The following is a 15,677-nucleotide window of genomic DNA, read 5'->3' as shown; positions in this document are numbered from 1 at the left end:
ATGACCACCTCCCCCGCCCCCCTGACCGACCTGTCGGTCACTCCCCCGGCCTTCCGCCGCGACCCGGCCGCCCGGCTGCGCCCGGTCAACTGGAACCGCGTCACCGACGAGAAGGACCTGGAGGTGTGGAACCGGCTCACCGCCAACTTCTGGCTGCCCGAGAAGGTGCCGCTCTCCAACGACCTCACCGCCTGGCGGCAGCGGCTGACCGACGGCGAACGCACCCTGACCATGCGGGTGTTCACCGGGCTGACCATGCTCGACACCGTCCAGGCCACGGTCGGCGAGATCGTGCAGATCCAGGACGCGCGCACCGAGCACGAGGAGGCGGTCTACACCAACATCGCCTTCATGCAGGCCGTGCACGCCCGCAGTTACTCGTCCGTCTTCTCCACCCTCTCCACCACCCCGGAGATCGACGACGCCTACCGCTGGGCGGTGGACAACGACGTGCTCCAGCAGCGCTGCAAGACCGTCCTGCGGCACTACTACGGCGACGACCCGCTCAAGCGGAAGGTCGCCTCCACCCTGCTGTCGTCCCTGCTGCTGTACGCGGGCTTCTACCTGCCGCTGCACTTCTCCACCCACGCGCTGCTCACCAACACCGCCGACATGATCCGGCTGATCCTGCGCGACAAGGCGGTGCACGGCTACTACTCCGGCTACAAGTACCAGCGCGGCCTGGAACAGCGCACGGCCGCCGGCCGCGAGGAGATGCGCGACTTCACCCACGGCCTGCTGGAGGAGCTGTACGAGCTCGAACTCCGGTACTCGGGCGAGCTGTACGAGCCGCTCGGGCTGATGGACGACGTGGCCGTCTTCGTCCGCTACAACGCGAACAAGGCCCTGATGAACCTGGGGTACCCGGCGCGCTTCGGCCCGGAGGAGACCGAGGTCAACCCGGAGATCCTGGCGGCGCTCTCGCCGGGCGCGGACGAGAACCACGACTTCTTCTCGGGCTCCGGCTCGTCCTACGTGATGGGCAAGGCGGAGGACACGGCGGACGACGACTGGGACTTCTGAGGGCCCGGGGCTCAGCCGGGGTCGTCGGGGTCGGGCGGTCCGTCGGGGTCGGGCGGCTCGCCGGCGTCCGGTTCGGGCTCCTCCTCGGCCGGGTCGTCCCCTCGCGACGGGAATCCGGGATTCCGGGGGACGATCCCGCGTGCGGTGGGACGGGAGGGGTACCCGGGTCGGCGGAGGTGACCTGCGTGCCCGGAATCCACAGCACCGCCGCCGCCCGGGTCGGCGTCGTGGTCATCACCCGCGACCGGCGCGACCGGCTGCTGGACACGCTCGGCCGGCTGACGGCGCTCCCCGAACGGCCGCCCGTCGTCGTGGTGGACAACGGCTCCGCGGACGGCACCGCGGACGCCGTACGGGCCGCCCACCCGGGCGTGCGGCTCCTGGACGTCGGGCGCAACCTCGGCGCGGCCGGGCGGACCCTGGGCGCCGAGACGCTGACCACGCCCTACGTGGCGTTCTCCGACGACGACTCGTGGTGGGAGCCGGGCTCGCTCGCCCGGGCCGCCGGGCTCTTCGGCGCCCATCCCCGTCTGGGTCTGGTCGCCGCCGCGACCCGGGTGGGCCCCGACGGCCGCCCGGACCCGATCAACCAGGTGCTGGCCGCCTCGCCCCTGGGCCGCGCCGCCGACCTGCCGGGGCCGTCGGTGCTGGGGTTCCTCGCCTGCGCGGCCGTGGTGCGCCGGGCCGCGTTCCTCGACGTGGGCGGCTTCGACCCGCTGCTGCACTTCGGCGGCGAGGAGTCCCTCCTCGCCCTCGACCTGGCGTGCCGGGGCTGGGGGCTCGCGTACTGCCCCGGCGTCGTCGCCCGGCACGACCCCGAGCCCGGCCCGCGCGCCGGCCGCACGGCCAGGCTCCTGCGCAACGAGCTGCTCACCCTGTGGATGCGCCGGCCGTGGCCCCGCGCCCTCGGCGCGACGTGGTCGCTGGTCCGCGCCTGCCCCGCCGACCGCGAGGCCCGCGCCGCGCTGGCCTCCGCCCTGCGCCGCCTGCCCGCCGCGACCGCCCGCCGCCGCCCCGTACCGCCCGCCGTCGAACACGCCCTGCGGCTCCTGGAGAGCCCCGGCCCCGCGCCGCCGCGGCCCGGGGCGGGGGCGGTGGCCGCCGGGCCGGCCCCCGGCCCCGGCCCCGGCCCACGCCGCGCAGCGGCGGCGCCGTCAGGGGGACCGGCCGTGACCGACCACCGCACCACCGTCGTCGTCATCACCCACAACCGCCGCGACGAGCTCCTCCACACGCTCGGCCGGCTGGCCGCGCTCCCCGAGCGCCCGCCGGTGATCGTGGTCGACAACGCCTCCGCCGACGGGACCGCCGACGCGGTCCGCGCGCGGCACCCCCGGATGCGCCTGCTCACGCCCGGCCGCAACCTGGGCGCCGTCGGCCGCAACCTCGCCGCCCGCCTGGTCACCACCCCCTACCTCGCCTTCTGCGACGACGACTCGTGGTGGGAGCCCGGCTCGCTCAGCGCCGCCGCCGACCTGCTGGACCGCCACCCGGGGCTCGTCTCGGTCACCGCCCGCATCCTCGTCCACGCCCGCCCCGCCGACGGCCGGCCGCCGGGCGAGCCGTACGAGGACCCGATCGTCGCCGAGCTGCGCGACTCGCCCCTGCCCCGCCCGCCCTGGCTGCCCGGCCCCGCCCTCGGCTCCTTCCTCGCGGCCGCCACCGTGCTGCGCACCGACGCGTTCCGGGCCGCCGGCGGGTTCTCGCCGCGCCTGTGGCTCGGCGGCGAGGAGGAGCTCATGGCCGCGGACCTGGCCGCCGCCGGCTGGTGGCTCGGCTACGCCGACGAACTGACCGTCCACCACCGCCCGTCGCCCAGCCGCGACCCGCGCCTGCGCCGCCGGCACGGCATCCGCAACACCCTGTGGTTCACCTGGCTGCGCCGCCCGGTGCCCGCCGCCCTGCGGCGCACCCTCCACCTGGCCCGCACGGTCCCGCGCGACGCGACCTCGCTGCGCGCCTTCGCCGAGGCGGCCGCCGGGCTGCCCTGGGTGCTGCGCGAGCGGCGCCCGGTGCCCCCGGCCGTCGAGGAACGCCTCCGGCTGCTGGAAGCACCACAGCGGGTGTCGGCCGCCCGCCGCTACGTCGGCTGAGCGTGCGGAGGGCGGGGCCCCGTGTGAGCGTGGAGCGAGGGGCCGTCCGGGCCGGCCCGTCCGCGAACAGGAGGTGCCGTGAGGCTGTCGCTGCTCGACCGGCTGTACGAGCAGCCGGGCCCCTGGGCCGCCGTCTACCTGGACACCTCCCGGGACGTCGCCGACCCCGAGCGGGCCACCGCCCTGCGCTGGCGGCACCTGCGCGACGACCTCGTCGCCGGCGGCGCGGACGAGGCGACCGTCGAGGCCCTGGCGGACGTGGTCGGCGCCGACCGCGCGGTGGCCGGGCGGCACGGGCAGGCACTGTTCGCGGCGCGCGGCCGGCTGGTGCTGGCCGGGGAGCTGCCCGAGCCGCCGCCGCGCGACGTGGCCCGGTTCGGCCGCCTGCCGCACGCCCTGCCGCTGGCCGTGCAGTGCGCGCCCGACATCCCGTACGCGGTCGTGGCCCTCGAACTCCTCGCCGGCGGGGAGACGGAGGGCCCGGCGGAGGTGGTCGCCGCGGTGGAGAACGGGCGCTGGCCCCTGAGCCGGGTCCTGCCCGGCCCCTGCGAGGTCCACCGCGTGCCCGCCGGGGCGTGGCGGCGGGCGGCGCCCGACCTCGCCCGGCAGGTGGAGGAGCTGGCCGGCCGGGGGGACGCCGAGGTGGTCGTCGTGTCCGCCGGCGCCGGGGCCGAGGAGGCGCGCGGGGTGCTGGTGAACCGGCTGCCGCGGCGGGTGCGCGAGACGCTGGTCACGGTCCCGGGCGCCGCGGTCGCGGAGGAGGGGCGGGCGCTCCTGGAGACCGGGCTCCTCGGCCTGCTCGCGGGGCGCCTCAACGCGGACGACCACCGCCGCCTCCACCGCTACGGGGCGCAGCGGGACCGGCGCCCCCGGGCGTCCGAGGGGCTGCCCGCCGTGGTCTCGGCCCTGCAACGGGGCCTGGCGGAGGCCGTGTTCGTCACCGCGCCGCCGCGGATCGCCGCCCGCCTGTGGGCCGGCGCCGAGCCGCCGCAGATCGCGCTGACCGAGGAGGAGCTGCGGGCCTTCCGGGCCGTGGACGTCCGCGAGGAGGCCGGCGAGGACGCGCTGCTGTGGTCCGTCATGGGCACGGGCGCCGAACTGGTCGTCGTTCCCGAGGAGTTGCTGTCCGTGCCGGACGGCGTCGGGGTGCTGCTGCGCGAGTGACCGGCCGCCGCGCGGGCCGCGCCGTCCTCGTGGGGCGTCCGCCTAGAGGACGACCTGGTCGGGTCCGGCCTCCAGCCGGGCGATCGCCGCGCGGCAGGCTGCGGTGAAGCGCCGGAAGGTGTCGTTGGCGGTCTTCGGCCGGCCCTGGCGGGTGAAGGTGCCGAACATGCTCTGCCGCAGCTCGGTGGTGAGTTCGAGCTGTCCGCCCTTGCCGAGCAGGGTGCGGTTGCAGATGTTGTCGGTGTCGTCGCCGGCCAGTTCGGGGATCCTGGTGCCGTCGACGGTCTGGAAGCCGGCCGCGCGCAGTTCCTCGGTGAGGTGGCGGCGGAAGTCGGCGTTGCGGCCGCCGACCACGACGGCCTCGGGGCGGGAGGCGGGGGCGCCGGCCTGGGCGGCGGTGCAGCCGTGCAGGCTCAGGACGTTGAGGCTGCCGGCGGCCATGGCGAGGGCGACGCGGTCGTCGCAGTGCTTGGAGGTGACGTGCAGCTCGCGGTTGTCCGCGTTCCGCAGGCCCTCGAACATCCAGTAGTCGTGGACGGGGCCGTCCGCGGCCTCCCGTTCGAGGGTGGCGGGGTGGTAGCCGGCGACGCCGAGGCAGAGTTCGGAGGTGCCGGCCTCGATGCCGCCGCCGTGCAGGGCCATGACGGTCGTGCGCTGGAAGGGGAAGCGCTTCTCGGGGCTCGCGTCCGCCATCTCGTGCCGCCGGTAGCGGCGGGCGTAGTCGGTGCCCTCGCCGTTCGGCAGCCGGGTGTACAGGTCGGTGTTGGAGGCGTAGACGTCGTCGGCGCCCGTGGCGCGGGCGGTGCCGGTGCCCAGCGCGGAGAGGAGGGGCGTCATCGCGAGAGCGGTGAGGACCGTTCTGCGGCTGGCGGAGGAGGAGGGGGACATGCGCTTCCAGGGTGATCGTCGGCCGATGGTGACCGCCGAGTCTCCCCCGTCCCCTGACCCGCGGTCAATCGCCGGGCGCGGCAGACCTCCCGCGCCGCGCCCTCAACGGGCGAGCCACCGCACCTCGTACGGCGCGAGCCCCAGCGTCCGCCCGTCCACCCGGGCCGCGACGGGCCACCGCCGGGTGTTCACCACGAGCACGGCGTCGTCGTCGGCGAGGACCTGGAGCCCGGCCGGCGCGGCGACCGGCCGGAAGGCGGTGCCCGGCGGGAACTCCCGCGCGAAGCGGCCCAGCAGCCGACCCATCGGCAACTCCCCGCCCCCGCCGTCCCCGTGCGTGCCGCGCCACAGACAGCCGGGGCAGTCGCCCCCGGGCCGCTGGGGGTTCCAGTACAGCGCGGCGGAGGCGCCGCCCTCCGCGAGCCGCATCATCGCGACGGCCTGGACGGCGGTGCGGTGCCGCTCGCTCCAGCCGTCCCGGCCGCCCGGCCGGCCGTCGTCGGCGGGCGGTTCGACGTACCACTCGGCCCACCACACCGGCAGCCCCGTGACGCCCGTCAGCCAGCGGGTGACATCGGCGAACTTCCCTGTGGCCGTGAACTCGTCGGGGACGGTCCGGTGCCCCTCGCGGGTGTAGCTGGCGCCGTCCACGACGACGAAGTCCGCGCCGGCCTTGTGCGCGTTCCAGTACCGCAGGGCATCGACCGCGCGCCGGTCGAGCGCGCCCCAGGCGCCGCGCACCTCGGGCGAGCCGTCCTCGTCGTCGGGCGGCTCGTGGTCCATCACGACGTACGGGCCGCCGACGAGGTTCCGCGGATCCCGCCGCTTCAGCTCGGCGTACACGAGGTTGTACAGCTCGGTGTACCCCTCGTGGTCCCAGCGGTTCCGGTCGTCGTTCCAGAACCCCTTCAGCTCGTTCCACACGAGGAAGTGCCGGACGTCCGGATAGCGGCGCGCGACGACCCCGGCGAGCCGCGCGAAGTCCGCGTAGTGCCGGCGGTCCGGCGCGGTCTCCAGCCGGGACCAGTCGGTGTGCCCCGCGCGCCCGCCCTTCATCCAGTCCGGGGCGCCGCACAGGGTCAGGACGGGGGTGGCGCCGGTCGACCGCATCAGCGCGACGCGCTCGTCCAGGGCGGCGAAGTCGTAGTGCCCGGGGGAGGGTTCGGGGTTCTCCGCGCCCCAGCCCATGATGTGCTGGTTCTGCGGCAGGGACCGCGCCGAGAGCAGGCCGGCCGCCCGCCGGGTGGCGGCCGCCGGGCCGTGGTCCGCCGTGTACCGGGTGTGCGTCACCCCCCACCCCGGCTCCGCGGCGGGCTGCCGCCGCGCCTTGGGCGGCACGCCCCTGCCGCCGCCTCCGCCCAGGGCCGACGGCAGGGCCAGGACGACCAGGCCGCACGCGCCCAGCGCGGCCGTCAGCCGCCGTTTCCGCACTCGATCGACTCGCCCCATATTGGGCAACCCTATCCGTGATCGTCCGGATTTCCCATGCGCGTTCGCCGCGCGCCGCGGGAACGCCGGGACGGCACGGGGCAGTTGCTCCGCGCTCCCCCGGGCGTCACACGCCGTGGAGCGCCCTGCGCGCCTCCGCGTACGCCGCGCGCACCGCGGCCCCCGCCGCTCCCCCGTCGTCCGGCGCCGGGATCTCCACGGCCCCCGCCGTCCGCCAGGCCGGCGGCTCCGCGCCGCCGTCGAGCGCCCACGCCGCCTGCCGGGCGGCGCCGAGCGCCACGTACTCGTCCGGCTCGGGCACGGTCACCGGGGCGCCGAAGACCTGCGCGGCGAGCTCCCCCACCAGCGGGGAGCGGGCCGCGCCGCCGGTCAGCAGGACCCGCCCGGTGCGCACGCCCCGCGCGCGCAGCCGGTCGAGCGCGTCCGCCAGGCCGCACAGCATGCCCTCGACCGCCGCCCGCGCGAGGTTCTCCGGCGTGGTGTTGGCGACGCGCATCCCGTGCAGACTCCCGGCCGCGCCGGGGAGGTCGGGCATGCGTTCGCCGCCGAGGTACGGCAGGAGGACGAGGCCGCCGGCGCCCGGCGCGGCCCGGCGCGCCAGCCGTTCCAGCCCCGGCAGGTCGGTGCCGAGCATCCGGGCCGCCGAGCTCATCACCCGGGCCGCGTTGAGCGTGCAGACCAGGGGCAGGAACCGCCCCGTGGCGTCGGCGAATCCGGCCACCGCGCCGGACGGGTCGGCGGTGGGCCGGGCGGACCGGGCGAAGGCGGTGCCGCTGGTGCCGAGGGAGACGACGGCGTCGCCGTCGCCGATGTCCAGGCCCAGGGCGGCGGCCATGTTGTCGCCGGTGCCCGCGGCCACCAGGGCACCGCCCGGGGTGCGGCCCGCGGCGTCGCGGGGTCCGAGGACGCGCGGGAGGCGGGGGGCGCGGCCGCGGAAGGCGAGCCGGAGCAGGTCGGGGCGGTAACGGCCCTCGGCGGGCGCCCAGTAGCCGGTGCCGGACGCGTCGCCGCGGTCGGTCACGGGCTCCGCCTCCGCCTCGGCGCCTCCGCGCAGCCGCCAGGTCAGCCAGTCGTGCGGGAGCATGACCGAGGCGGTGCGGTCGGCGTTCGCCGGCTCGTGGTCGGCGAGCCAGCGCAGCTTGGCGGCCGTGATCGCGGCGACGGGCACGGTGCCGGTGGCCGCGGCCCAGGCGTCGGGCCCGCCGAGTTCGGCGACGAGCCGCCCCGCGGCGGCGGCCGACCGGGTGTCGTTCCACAGCAGGGCGTCGCGGACCGTACGCCCCCGCTCGTCCACGGCGACCAGACCGTGCTGCTGCCCGGCGACGGCGACGGCGGCCACGCCGTCCAGCAGCCCCTCCCCCGCCGCGCACAGCGCCCGCCACCACTCCTCGGGGGCCACCTCGGTGCCCTCGGGGTGCGGGGCGCGCCCGCGGCGGAGCACCTCACCGGTCCCGGCGTCGCAGACGACGATCTTGCAGGACTGGGTGGAGCTGTCCACCCCGGCGACGGCGGCCACCTGCCCCTCCCCTCTCGCCCCGCCGGCTGTCAACCGGCCGGCCGGATCTGGATCTTGCGGCCCGTGCCGCCGGTGAAGGTCTCCAGCGCGGCGGGGAAGTCGTCGAGCGCGAAGCTGTGCGTGATCATCGTGTCGGCGTCGAGGACGCCCTCGCCCATCAGCTCGACGGCCCGCCCGAAGCTGTGCACCACCGCCATCGAACCGACGACGGTGATCTCGTCGTTGTAGATCCGGAACGGGGAGAACGACGCGGTGGCACCGGCCGGCGCGACGCCGAACACCTGGAAGGTCCCGCCGCGGCGGACGTGCCGCAGCGCGTCCTCGATCACCGGGACGGCGCCGGTGCAGTCGATCACGACTTCCCAGCCCTGCGGACGGTCCAGCTCCTCGGCGCTCGTGGCCACGGCGTCCGCGCCCAGCCGCGCGGCGACCGCCAGGCGCCGCTCGTTGACGTCGACGACGGACACGGAGGCGGCCCCGGCGCGCGCGGCGAGCCGGAGCATCATCAGGCCCATGGTCCCGGCGCCGTAGACCAGGTAGTGCGCGCCGAGTTCGCGGGGCAGCCTGTCGAAGGCGTGCACCGCGCAGGACAGCGGCTCGATCAGCGTGCCGTGCGCGGGGCTCACGTTCTCCGGCAGCGGGTGGCAGTTGGCGGCCGGCACCTTGACGTACTCGGCCATCGCGCCGTCCACGGTGTCACCGACCGCGCCCCAGTTCTCGCAGAGGTTCCCGCGGCCGACGGCGCAGTAGTGACAGGAGCCGCAGAACAGCGACGGGTCGACGGCCACCTCCTGGCCGGCGCGCACCCCGCGCACCCCCGGGCCGAGCGCGACGACCTCGCCGGTGAACTCGTGCCCGGGGACGATCGGGTACGGCGTCGGCGCGAACTCCCCCCGCACTATGTGCAGATCGGTGCCGCAGATGCCGACGGCGGCCACCTTCACGACCACCTCTCCGGGGCCGGGCGTGGGATCCGGGACGGTGCGGACGGAGAATTCGCCGGGGGTCTCGATGACCAGTGCGCGCATGGCGGGGCGATCACCTCTCAGGAGTGGTGACGACGAGGTCGTGGCCGCCCGGAGCTGACGGCGGTCGGCGAGGAGAAGGCGACGGCGGCGCCGCCCTCGCCCGACAGCCCGGCGTTCCGCAGGGAGTCGGTGGAGCGCGTCCACGCGGACCGCGCCTTCCTCCATGACCTGGTGCGGCAGCGCGCGTCTGCGGCGCTCCGCCTCGGTCCCACGGGTCCGCACGACGTGTGCTCCTCCGGGCTGCGTGGTATCCGCTCGCGACCATCGCACCGTGCGTGTGCGGTTTTCGCAAGTGCGTGTCAGCTCTCCGTCCGCCCCGCCTCTCCTCCCGTCTCCTCGAACCCGGTGCGGCGGCGCGCCCACGCCTTCAGCTGTGCCCGGGTGGAGAAGCGGGCGACGTTCCGGTCGATCCCTCCCGAGATGCTGTACTGGTGGAACGTCCACGGGTGCCGCACCCCGGGTTTCCCGGCCGGGTGCGCCGGGTCGGCGATCCACAGGCCGTCGCCCGCGTCGGCGGTGGTGTCGCGGTGGAACCAGAAGTCCCGGTTGCAGTAGAGGACGACGCGGTGGCCCGGCGCCTTGCCGCGGACGTGCGCGAGCCAGCGGTCCTTGTCGGCGCAGGGGACGCCGGTGTGCTCCCAGTCGAGGGCGAGGATGTCGCCCTCGCGTAAGGCGATCTTTCCGAGGAAACGATTCGCCTGGGCGGACATCGACCCCGGCGTCACGAAGTGGTAGTAGCCGACGACGAGTCCGCCCCTGCGGGCGTGGTCGCGCTGGGCGACCCAGCGGGGGTTGGTGTACGACATGCCCTCGGTGACCTTGACGAAGGCGAAGTCCTGCCCGGAGATGGGGTAGTCGGTGCTCTGGTAGCTGCTGACGTCGACGCCGTGAAGCATGGCGGTCCCCTTGCGTGCCGATGCGAGGCTTTACGTGTACATGCCGGTAGCGCGTACACGACGCAGTATCGGCGCGCGGCGGCGCTTCCGGGAGCCCCCTGGCAGACTGGCGCCCGTGACGGTCAAAGGCGTGCTCTTCGACTTCTCCGGAACCCTCTTCCACATCGAGTCCCCCGCGTCCTGGCTGGGCGCCGCGCTGCGGCGCTGCGGCCTCGCGCTTCCCGAGCCGGAATTCCGCCGCCTGGCCGGTGAGTTGGCCGACGCGGGCGCGCTCCCTGGCGGGCCGCCGCCGCGTACCGTGCCCGCGCGTCTCGCGCCCGCCTGGGAGCGGCGCGACCTCGGCCCGGCGGAGCACCGCGCGGCGTACGGCGGCCTCGCCCGCCGCGTGCCGCTGCCGTCGCCCGCCCTGTACGACGCCCTCTACGCCCGGCACATGGAGCCGGCCGCCTGGGCCCCCTACCCCGACGCCGTCCCGGTCCTGACCGCCCTGCGCCGGCACGGCATCCGCATCGCCGTGGTGAGCAACATCGGCTGGGACCTGCGGCCCGTCTTCCGCGCACACGGCCTCGACGACCTCGTCGACGCCTACGTCCTGTCCTACGAACACCGCCTCCAGAAGCCGGACCCCCGCCTCTTCGCCGCAGCATGCCGTCAACTCGGGCTCGCCCCCGGGCCCGACGTCCTGATGGTCGGGGACAACCCCGCCGCGGACGGCGGCGCGTCGGCCCTCGGGTGCGATGTCCTCCTCGTGGACGGCGCACCGGCCGTGGAGGAGCGACGGGACGGGCTGCTGCCCGTGGTGGAGCGGGCGGGGGCGACGACGGCAGGTCAGTCGCCTTGAGGGGATCTCTCCCCGCCCCGCCCCGTGCGGGGGGGGCAGCCCCCGCCCCCGCGCGGGGCGCGGCCCGGGGGGAGGGGCGCCGCCCCTGGGAAGCGGGGAAAGGGCGGGGCGGGGAGGGTCAGCCTCCCGCGGTCCACGACCGGAGGCGCGCCTCCGGCCACGCCGTCACCACCCGTTCCACCGGCACGCCGCACTCCTCCGCCCGCGCGCACCCCAGGATCTGCCACTCCAGCTGCCCCGGCGCGTGCGCGTCGCTGTCGATCGCGAAGAGCACCCCGGCGTCGAGGGCCAGCCGCAGCAGCCGCCGCGGCGGATCCAGCCGGTCGGGCCGGCTGTTGATCTCGACGGCGGTGCCGAAGCGGGCGCAGGCCGCGAAGACGAGTTCCGCGTCGAAGGAGGACTCCGGCCGCTTGCCGCCGACGATGCGGCCGGTGCAGTGGCCGAGGACGTCGACCAGCGGATTGGCGACCGCGGCGACGAGCCGCCGCGTCATGCTCTCCGCGTCCATGCGCAGCTTGGAGTGGACGGAGGCGACGACGACGTCGAGCCGTTCGAGGAGGGCGTCCTCCTGGTCGAGCGAGCCGTCGGGCAGGATGTCGCACTCGATGCCGGTGAGGAGCCGGAAGCCGTCGCCGAGACGGGAGTTGACGTCGGCGACGACGTCGAGCTGGCGCCGCAGCCGCTCCGCCGAGAGCCCGCCCGCGATGGTCAGCCGGGGCGAGTGGTCGGTGAGCACGGCCCATTCGTGGCCGATCGAGGCCGCCGCGCGGGCCATCGTCTCGATGGGGCTGCCGCCGTCGGACCAGTCGGAGTGCAGGTGGCAGTCGCCGCGCAGGGCGTCCCGCAGGGCGCGTCCGCCCTCGACGGGCGGCCAGTCGTCCGCGTCCTCCAACCGCGCGAGATACCGGGGCACTTCGCCCCGCAGCGCCTCCGCGACGACCGCGGCCGTCTTGGGCCCGATCCCCTTGCGGTCGGTGAGGGAGCCGGACTCCGCGCGGCGGCGCACCTCGTCGGGCGGCATCGCGGCGACGACGTCGGCGGCGGTGCGGAACGCCTGGACGCGGTAGGTGGGGGCGCGGCCGCGTTCGAGGAGGAAGGCGATGCGTTCGAGGGCGTCGACGGGGTCCATCAGGGCCTCCGCAGGGCGGCCGGCGGCAGGTACTCGCGCACCAGGGTCCGGTGCCACCAGGCGCCGGTGGCGCGCAGTTCGCGCCAGGTGGTGAAGCGGTAGAGGTAGAGCCGGGCGCGGACGTGGGCGGGCGGGGCGTCGGGGAAGGGGTTGTGGCGCAGCAGCCGCAGGGTGTCGCGGTCGCCGAGGAGCAGGCGTTCGACGAAGGGGCCGAACCACTCCCGGGCGTAGGCGGGGGAGATCCCGGCGAACCACATGAGCCAGTCCAGCCGCAGGTGCCAGGGGGCGAACTGGCGCGGTGTGCGCCGGACGTCACCGGGTTTGCCCTTGAAGCCGTACTCCTTCCACTCGGTGCCGGGGCCGGGCGTCGTGTCCTCGGTGCCCTCGACGACCACCTCGTAGCGGCTGCGGTTGACGCTGCCGAAGGCGCCGTAGGTGTTGACCAGGTGGTAGGCGTTGAAGGACATGTTCATGCGCTGGCCGCGGGAGAGCAGGTTGCGCACGGGCCACCAGCTGAGGACGGCGACGAGGGCGGTCGCGGCGCAGACGAGGGCCGCGAACCACAGGGGGGTGCCGGGCACGGGGCCGTGCGGGGGCAGGCCGAACAGCTCGGCCATGGCGTCGCCGTCCACGGCGGAGAAGGCGAGGACGACGGTCAGCCAGTTGAGCCAGGCGAAGTTGCCGGAGGCGACCAGCCAGAGCTGGGTGACGATCACGAGCCCGGCGGCGACGCTCGCGACGGGCTGCGGGGCGAAGAGCCCGAACGGGACGACGAGCTGGGCGACGTGGTTGGCGGCGGTCTCGACCCGGTGCAGGGGCCGGGGCAGCCGGTGGAAGAACCAGCTCAGCGGGCCGGGCATGGGCTGGGTCTCGTGGTGGTAGTAGAGGCAGGTCAGATCGCGCCAGCAGGGGTCGCCGCGCATCTTGATCAGCCCGGCGCCGAACTCGACCCGGAAGAGCAGCCAGCGCATCAGGAAGAGCACGAGGACGGGCGGGCCGGTGCGCGCGTTGCCCAGGAAGACCGCGAGGAAGCCGGACTCCAGCAGCAGGGACTCCCAGCCGAAGCCATACCAGGTCTGCCCGACGTTGACGATCGACAGGTAGAGCGCCCAGAGCACCGCCCACCAGGCCATGGCGGCCGCGAGCGGCACCTCGTCGGCGGCGCCCGCCAGGGCCCCCGCCGCGAGCGCGGCCCCCGTCCAGGCGCACAGGGCGAAGAAGCGGTCCGAGTAGTGCAGCCGGAACAGGGTCGGCGCCCGGCGGGCCGGGGCGTGGGCGAGGAAGCGGGGGACGGGCAGCATGCCGCGCTCCCCGATGAGGGCGCGGAACTGGCGGGCGGCGGAGAGGAAGGCGACCAGGTAGACGGCCGCCAGCCCGCGCTGGACGACCAGCCTGCTCAGCCAGGAGCCGGATGCCGTGAACCACTCCACCCAGGTATCTGTACCCCCGGCCGTCCCGGGCCCCCCACCGCGGGCCGGAAAAATGAAGAAATCGAAGAAAACGGCAAAAAGTGGCAGAGTGGATCCGTGGTTGACCGGGAAGTGACGCCCGCCTCCGGAGCGCTGCCGGATGACTGGCCCGCCCGGCCGGAGCCCATTCTCGTCCGCAACCGCGTGGGGACCTTCGACTGGGACCTCGCCAGCGGACGCGTGCACCTGGACCGCATGGCCCTGGCCATCCTCGGCCTGCCCCCGGGGGGCTTCAGCGGCCGCATCGCCGACCTGGCCAGGACCGGCCGGGTGCCGCGGGCCGACAGCGCCCGCCTCGACGCCCTCGTCGCCCGGGCGCTGAAGGACGGCAGCGAGAGCTACGGCACCTACCACCGGGTACGCGGGAACGACGGTTCTCTGCACTGGGCCTACTCCCAGGGCCACATCGAACGGGACGCGGCCGGGCGGCCCTGCCGGATCCTCGGCCTCCTGCGGGACGCCGACGCGGAGCTGGCCCTGTCCGACCGGCCCGGCGAGAGCGACGGCGAGCGCCGCCACCAGACGAGCGTGGTCGAGACCACGACCGCGGCCCTGGCGCACGCCAGGACCGTCCAGGACGTGATCGACTTCTTCCAGGACGCCCGGGCCGTCGAACACCTCGGCTCCGACCTGCTCGTCCTCGGGCTGGTCGAGTCCGGCCGCATCCACCTGGTCGCGGAGGGCCCGTCCGAGCACTTCATCCCGGGCACCCGCTACACCCGGATCGACGACAACTTCCCGATGAGCGAGGTCATCCGCACCATGACCCCGCGCTTCATCGAGTCCCGCGAGGAGTTCGCCCGCTGCTACCCCTGGCTGTGGGAGCGCATCAAGGACATCGGCATCGCCTCCGCCGCCTACCTCCCGCTCATCGCCCAGGCCAAGCCGATCGGCGCGCTGGGCCTGCTCTACCGGGAGGCCCGCGGCTTCAGCCGGCAGGAGCGCAACCTCTTCATCGCCCTCGGCAGCGGCCTCGCGCAGAGCATCGCCCGCGCCATGCTCTTCGACCAGGAGCACGACCTCGCCGAGGGCCTCCAGCAGTCCATGCTCCCCCGGCGCATCCCCGACGTGCCCGGCGCACAGATCGCCGTCCGCTACCGCTCCGCCCGCCTCGGGCGGGACATCGGCGGCGACTGGTACGACGTGATCCCGCTGCCCGGCGGCCGGGTCGGGGCCGTCATCGGCGACGTCCAGGGCCACGACACGCACGCCGCGGCCGTCATGGGGCAGCTGCGGATCGTGCTGCGCGCCTACGCGACCGAGGGCCACTCCCCCGCCACGGTCATGGCCCGCGCCTCGTCCTTCCTCCACGACCTCGACACCGACCGCTTCGCGACCTGCACCTACGCCGAGGCCGACCTGTCGACCGGCGTCGTCCAGCTCGTGCGCGCCGGCCACATCGACCCGCTGCTGCGGCACTGCGACGGCACCTCCCGCCGGCTGCCCGTCGCCGGCGGGCTCCCGCTGGGCCTCTCCGCCGAGTTCGGACGGCTCGACTACCCCGTGACCGGCGTCGAGCTGGATGCCGGGGAGACGCTCCTGCTCTTCACCGACGGCCTCGTGGAACAGCCCGGGGCCGACCTGGACGAGGGCGTGGAACAGCTCTCCCGGCTCGTCGCCGCCGGGCCCGAGGACCCGCAGGAACTCGCCGACCGGCTCTGCGACATGGTCGAGGGCCGCGTCGGCGAGGACGACATGGCCGTCCTGCTGCTGCGCCGTCAGGGCGCGGCGGGCGCCCGTCCCGGCGGACGCCTCCAGCAGCACATCGCCCCCGCCGACCCCGAGGCCCTCTCCGCCGCCCGCCACATGATCCGCACCGCCGTGCGGGCCTGGGGGGCGCGGGACCGCTCCGACGACATCGAGCTCGTCGCCGACGAGTTGGCGACGAACGCGCTGCTGCACACCGACGGGGCCGCCGTCGTGACCATCCGCATGCTCGCCGGGCCCGAGCGGCGGTTGCGGGTCGAGGTCGAGGACCGCTCCAGCGCGCTGCCGCGGCGGCGCGAACCGGGGGAGTCAGGGGTCTCCGGGAGAGGTCTGCTGCTGGTCGACCGGCTCGCGGACGTGTGGGGGGTGGAGCCGCGGGGCGGCGGCAAGTCGGTCTGGTGCGAGTTCGTGCTGGGAGGGGGATGAGCCCCGGCCCTCACCCCTGGGAGCCCCCTTTCACCGTCGCGCCGGCGC

12 protein-coding genes and 1 pseudogene are annotated in these 15,677 nt (G+C 75.6%); 6 read left to right on the top strand and 7 right to left on the bottom strand.

Annotation, left to right across the window (positions count from 1 at the left end; translation table 11 throughout):
- The 4 genes and pseudogenes from nrdF (at nucleotide 1) to AC230_RS11670 (ending at nucleotide 4,280) form a co-directional block, all read left to right on the top strand.
- Nucleotides 1-1,023 carry a class 1b ribonucleoside-diphosphate reductase subunit beta gene (gene nrdF / locus AC230_RS11680; RefSeq protein WP_078871167.1) on the top strand — a complete coding sequence of 341 codons (1,023 nt, stop codon included), beginning with the start codon at nucleotides 1-3 and terminating at the stop codon, nucleotides 1,021-1,023.
- Nucleotides 1,024-1,199: 176 nt separating this feature from the next.
- Nucleotides 1,200-2,078 (top strand): annotated as a pseudogene (locus AC230_RS31020) (glycosyltransferase family 2 protein); the annotation flags it as partial.
- Nucleotides 2,079-2,192: 114 nt separating this feature from the next.
- The gene (locus AC230_RS11675) at nucleotides 2,193-3,116 is read left to right on the top strand and encodes a glycosyltransferase family 2 protein (protein WP_049716254.1); all 924 of its coding nucleotides are present in this window, start codon (nucleotides 2,193-2,195) and stop codon (nucleotides 3,114-3,116) included.
- A 78-nt stretch (nucleotides 3,117-3,194) separates the two neighbouring features.
- Nucleotides 3,195-4,280 (top strand): baeRF2 domain-containing protein, encoded by a 1,086-nt coding sequence (locus AC230_RS11670; RefSeq protein ID WP_049716073.1) that lies wholly within the window; start codon nucleotides 3,195-3,197, stop codon nucleotides 4,278-4,280.
- A gap of 42 nt (nucleotides 4,281-4,322) precedes the next feature.
- On the opposite strand, the gene AC230_RS11665 is transcribed toward AC230_RS11670, so the two are convergent.
- The 5 genes from AC230_RS11665 to AC230_RS11645 all read right to left on the bottom strand — a co-directional run bounded on the left by AC230_RS11665 (nucleotide 4,323) and on the right by AC230_RS11645 (nucleotide 10,057).
- Nucleotides 4,323-5,168, bottom strand: coding sequence for a poly-gamma-glutamate hydrolase family protein (locus AC230_RS11665; protein ID WP_053161130.1), 846 nt, complete (start codon nucleotides 5,166-5,168; stop codon nucleotides 4,323-4,325).
- A gap of 102 nt (nucleotides 5,169-5,270) precedes the next feature.
- A complete protein-coding gene (locus tag AC230_RS11660; RefSeq protein WP_049716072.1) occupies nucleotides 5,271-6,617 on the bottom strand; it encodes a glycoside hydrolase family protein in 1,347 nt (448 codons plus the stop codon).
- Between the two features lie 106 nt (nucleotides 6,618-6,723).
- On the bottom strand, nucleotides 6,724-8,133 hold the full coding sequence (gene xylB / locus AC230_RS11655) for a xylulokinase (RefSeq protein ID WP_049716071.1): 1,410 nt from the start codon (nucleotides 8,131-8,133) through the stop codon (nucleotides 6,724-6,726).
- 29 nt (nucleotides 8,134-8,162) lie between these two features.
- Nucleotides 8,163-9,161 carry a zinc-dependent alcohol dehydrogenase family protein gene (locus AC230_RS11650; protein ID WP_049716070.1) on the bottom strand — a complete coding sequence of 333 codons (999 nt, stop codon included), beginning with the start codon at nucleotides 9,159-9,161 and terminating at the stop codon, nucleotides 8,163-8,165.
- Nucleotides 9,162-9,460: 299 nt separating this feature from the next.
- On the bottom strand, nucleotides 9,461-10,057 hold the full coding sequence (locus tag AC230_RS11645; RefSeq protein WP_049716069.1) for a glycoside hydrolase family 25 protein: 597 nt from the start codon (nucleotides 10,055-10,057) through the stop codon (nucleotides 9,461-9,463).
- A gap of 115 nt (nucleotides 10,058-10,172) precedes the next feature.
- Here AC230_RS11645 and AC230_RS11640 point away from each other — a divergent pair, with 115 nt between their 5' ends.
- On the top strand, nucleotides 10,173-10,898 hold the full coding sequence (locus AC230_RS11640; protein ID WP_049716068.1) for an HAD family hydrolase: 726 nt from the start codon (nucleotides 10,173-10,175) through the stop codon (nucleotides 10,896-10,898).
- Between the two features lie 118 nt (nucleotides 10,899-11,016).
- Here the strand turns inward: AC230_RS11640 and AC230_RS11635 are convergent, their stop codons facing one another.
- Both AC230_RS11635 and AC230_RS11630 read right to left on the bottom strand, forming a co-directional pair.
- A complete protein-coding gene (locus AC230_RS11635; RefSeq protein ID WP_049716067.1) occupies nucleotides 11,017-12,027 on the bottom strand; it encodes a PHP domain-containing protein in 1,011 nt (336 codons plus the stop codon).
- Nucleotides 12,027-13,457, bottom strand: coding sequence for a lipase maturation factor family protein (locus AC230_RS11630; protein WP_049716066.1), 1,431 nt, complete (start codon nucleotides 13,455-13,457; stop codon nucleotides 12,027-12,029). Before AC230_RS11630 ends, AC230_RS11635 begins: the two co-directional genes overlap by 1 nt.
- Before the next feature lie 96 nt (nucleotides 13,458-13,553).
- On the opposite strand from AC230_RS11630, the gene AC230_RS11625 reads away from it, so the two are divergent.
- Complete coding sequence (locus AC230_RS11625; protein WP_049716065.1) at nucleotides 13,554-15,629, top strand: SpoIIE family protein phosphatase; 2,076 nt, start codon at nucleotides 13,554-13,556, stop codon at nucleotides 15,627-15,629.
- Nucleotides 15,630-15,677 lie beyond the last annotated feature (48 nt).

It is taken from the genome of Streptomyces caatingaensis (assembly GCF_001187435.1).
In the GTDB taxonomy this organism is placed as follows: Bacteria; Actinomycetota; Actinomycetes; order Streptomycetales; family Streptomycetaceae; genus Streptomyces; species Streptomyces caatingaensis.
Note: the sequence above shows the minus strand (reverse complement) of the source record. Positions and strands in the feature narration are given on the sequence as shown.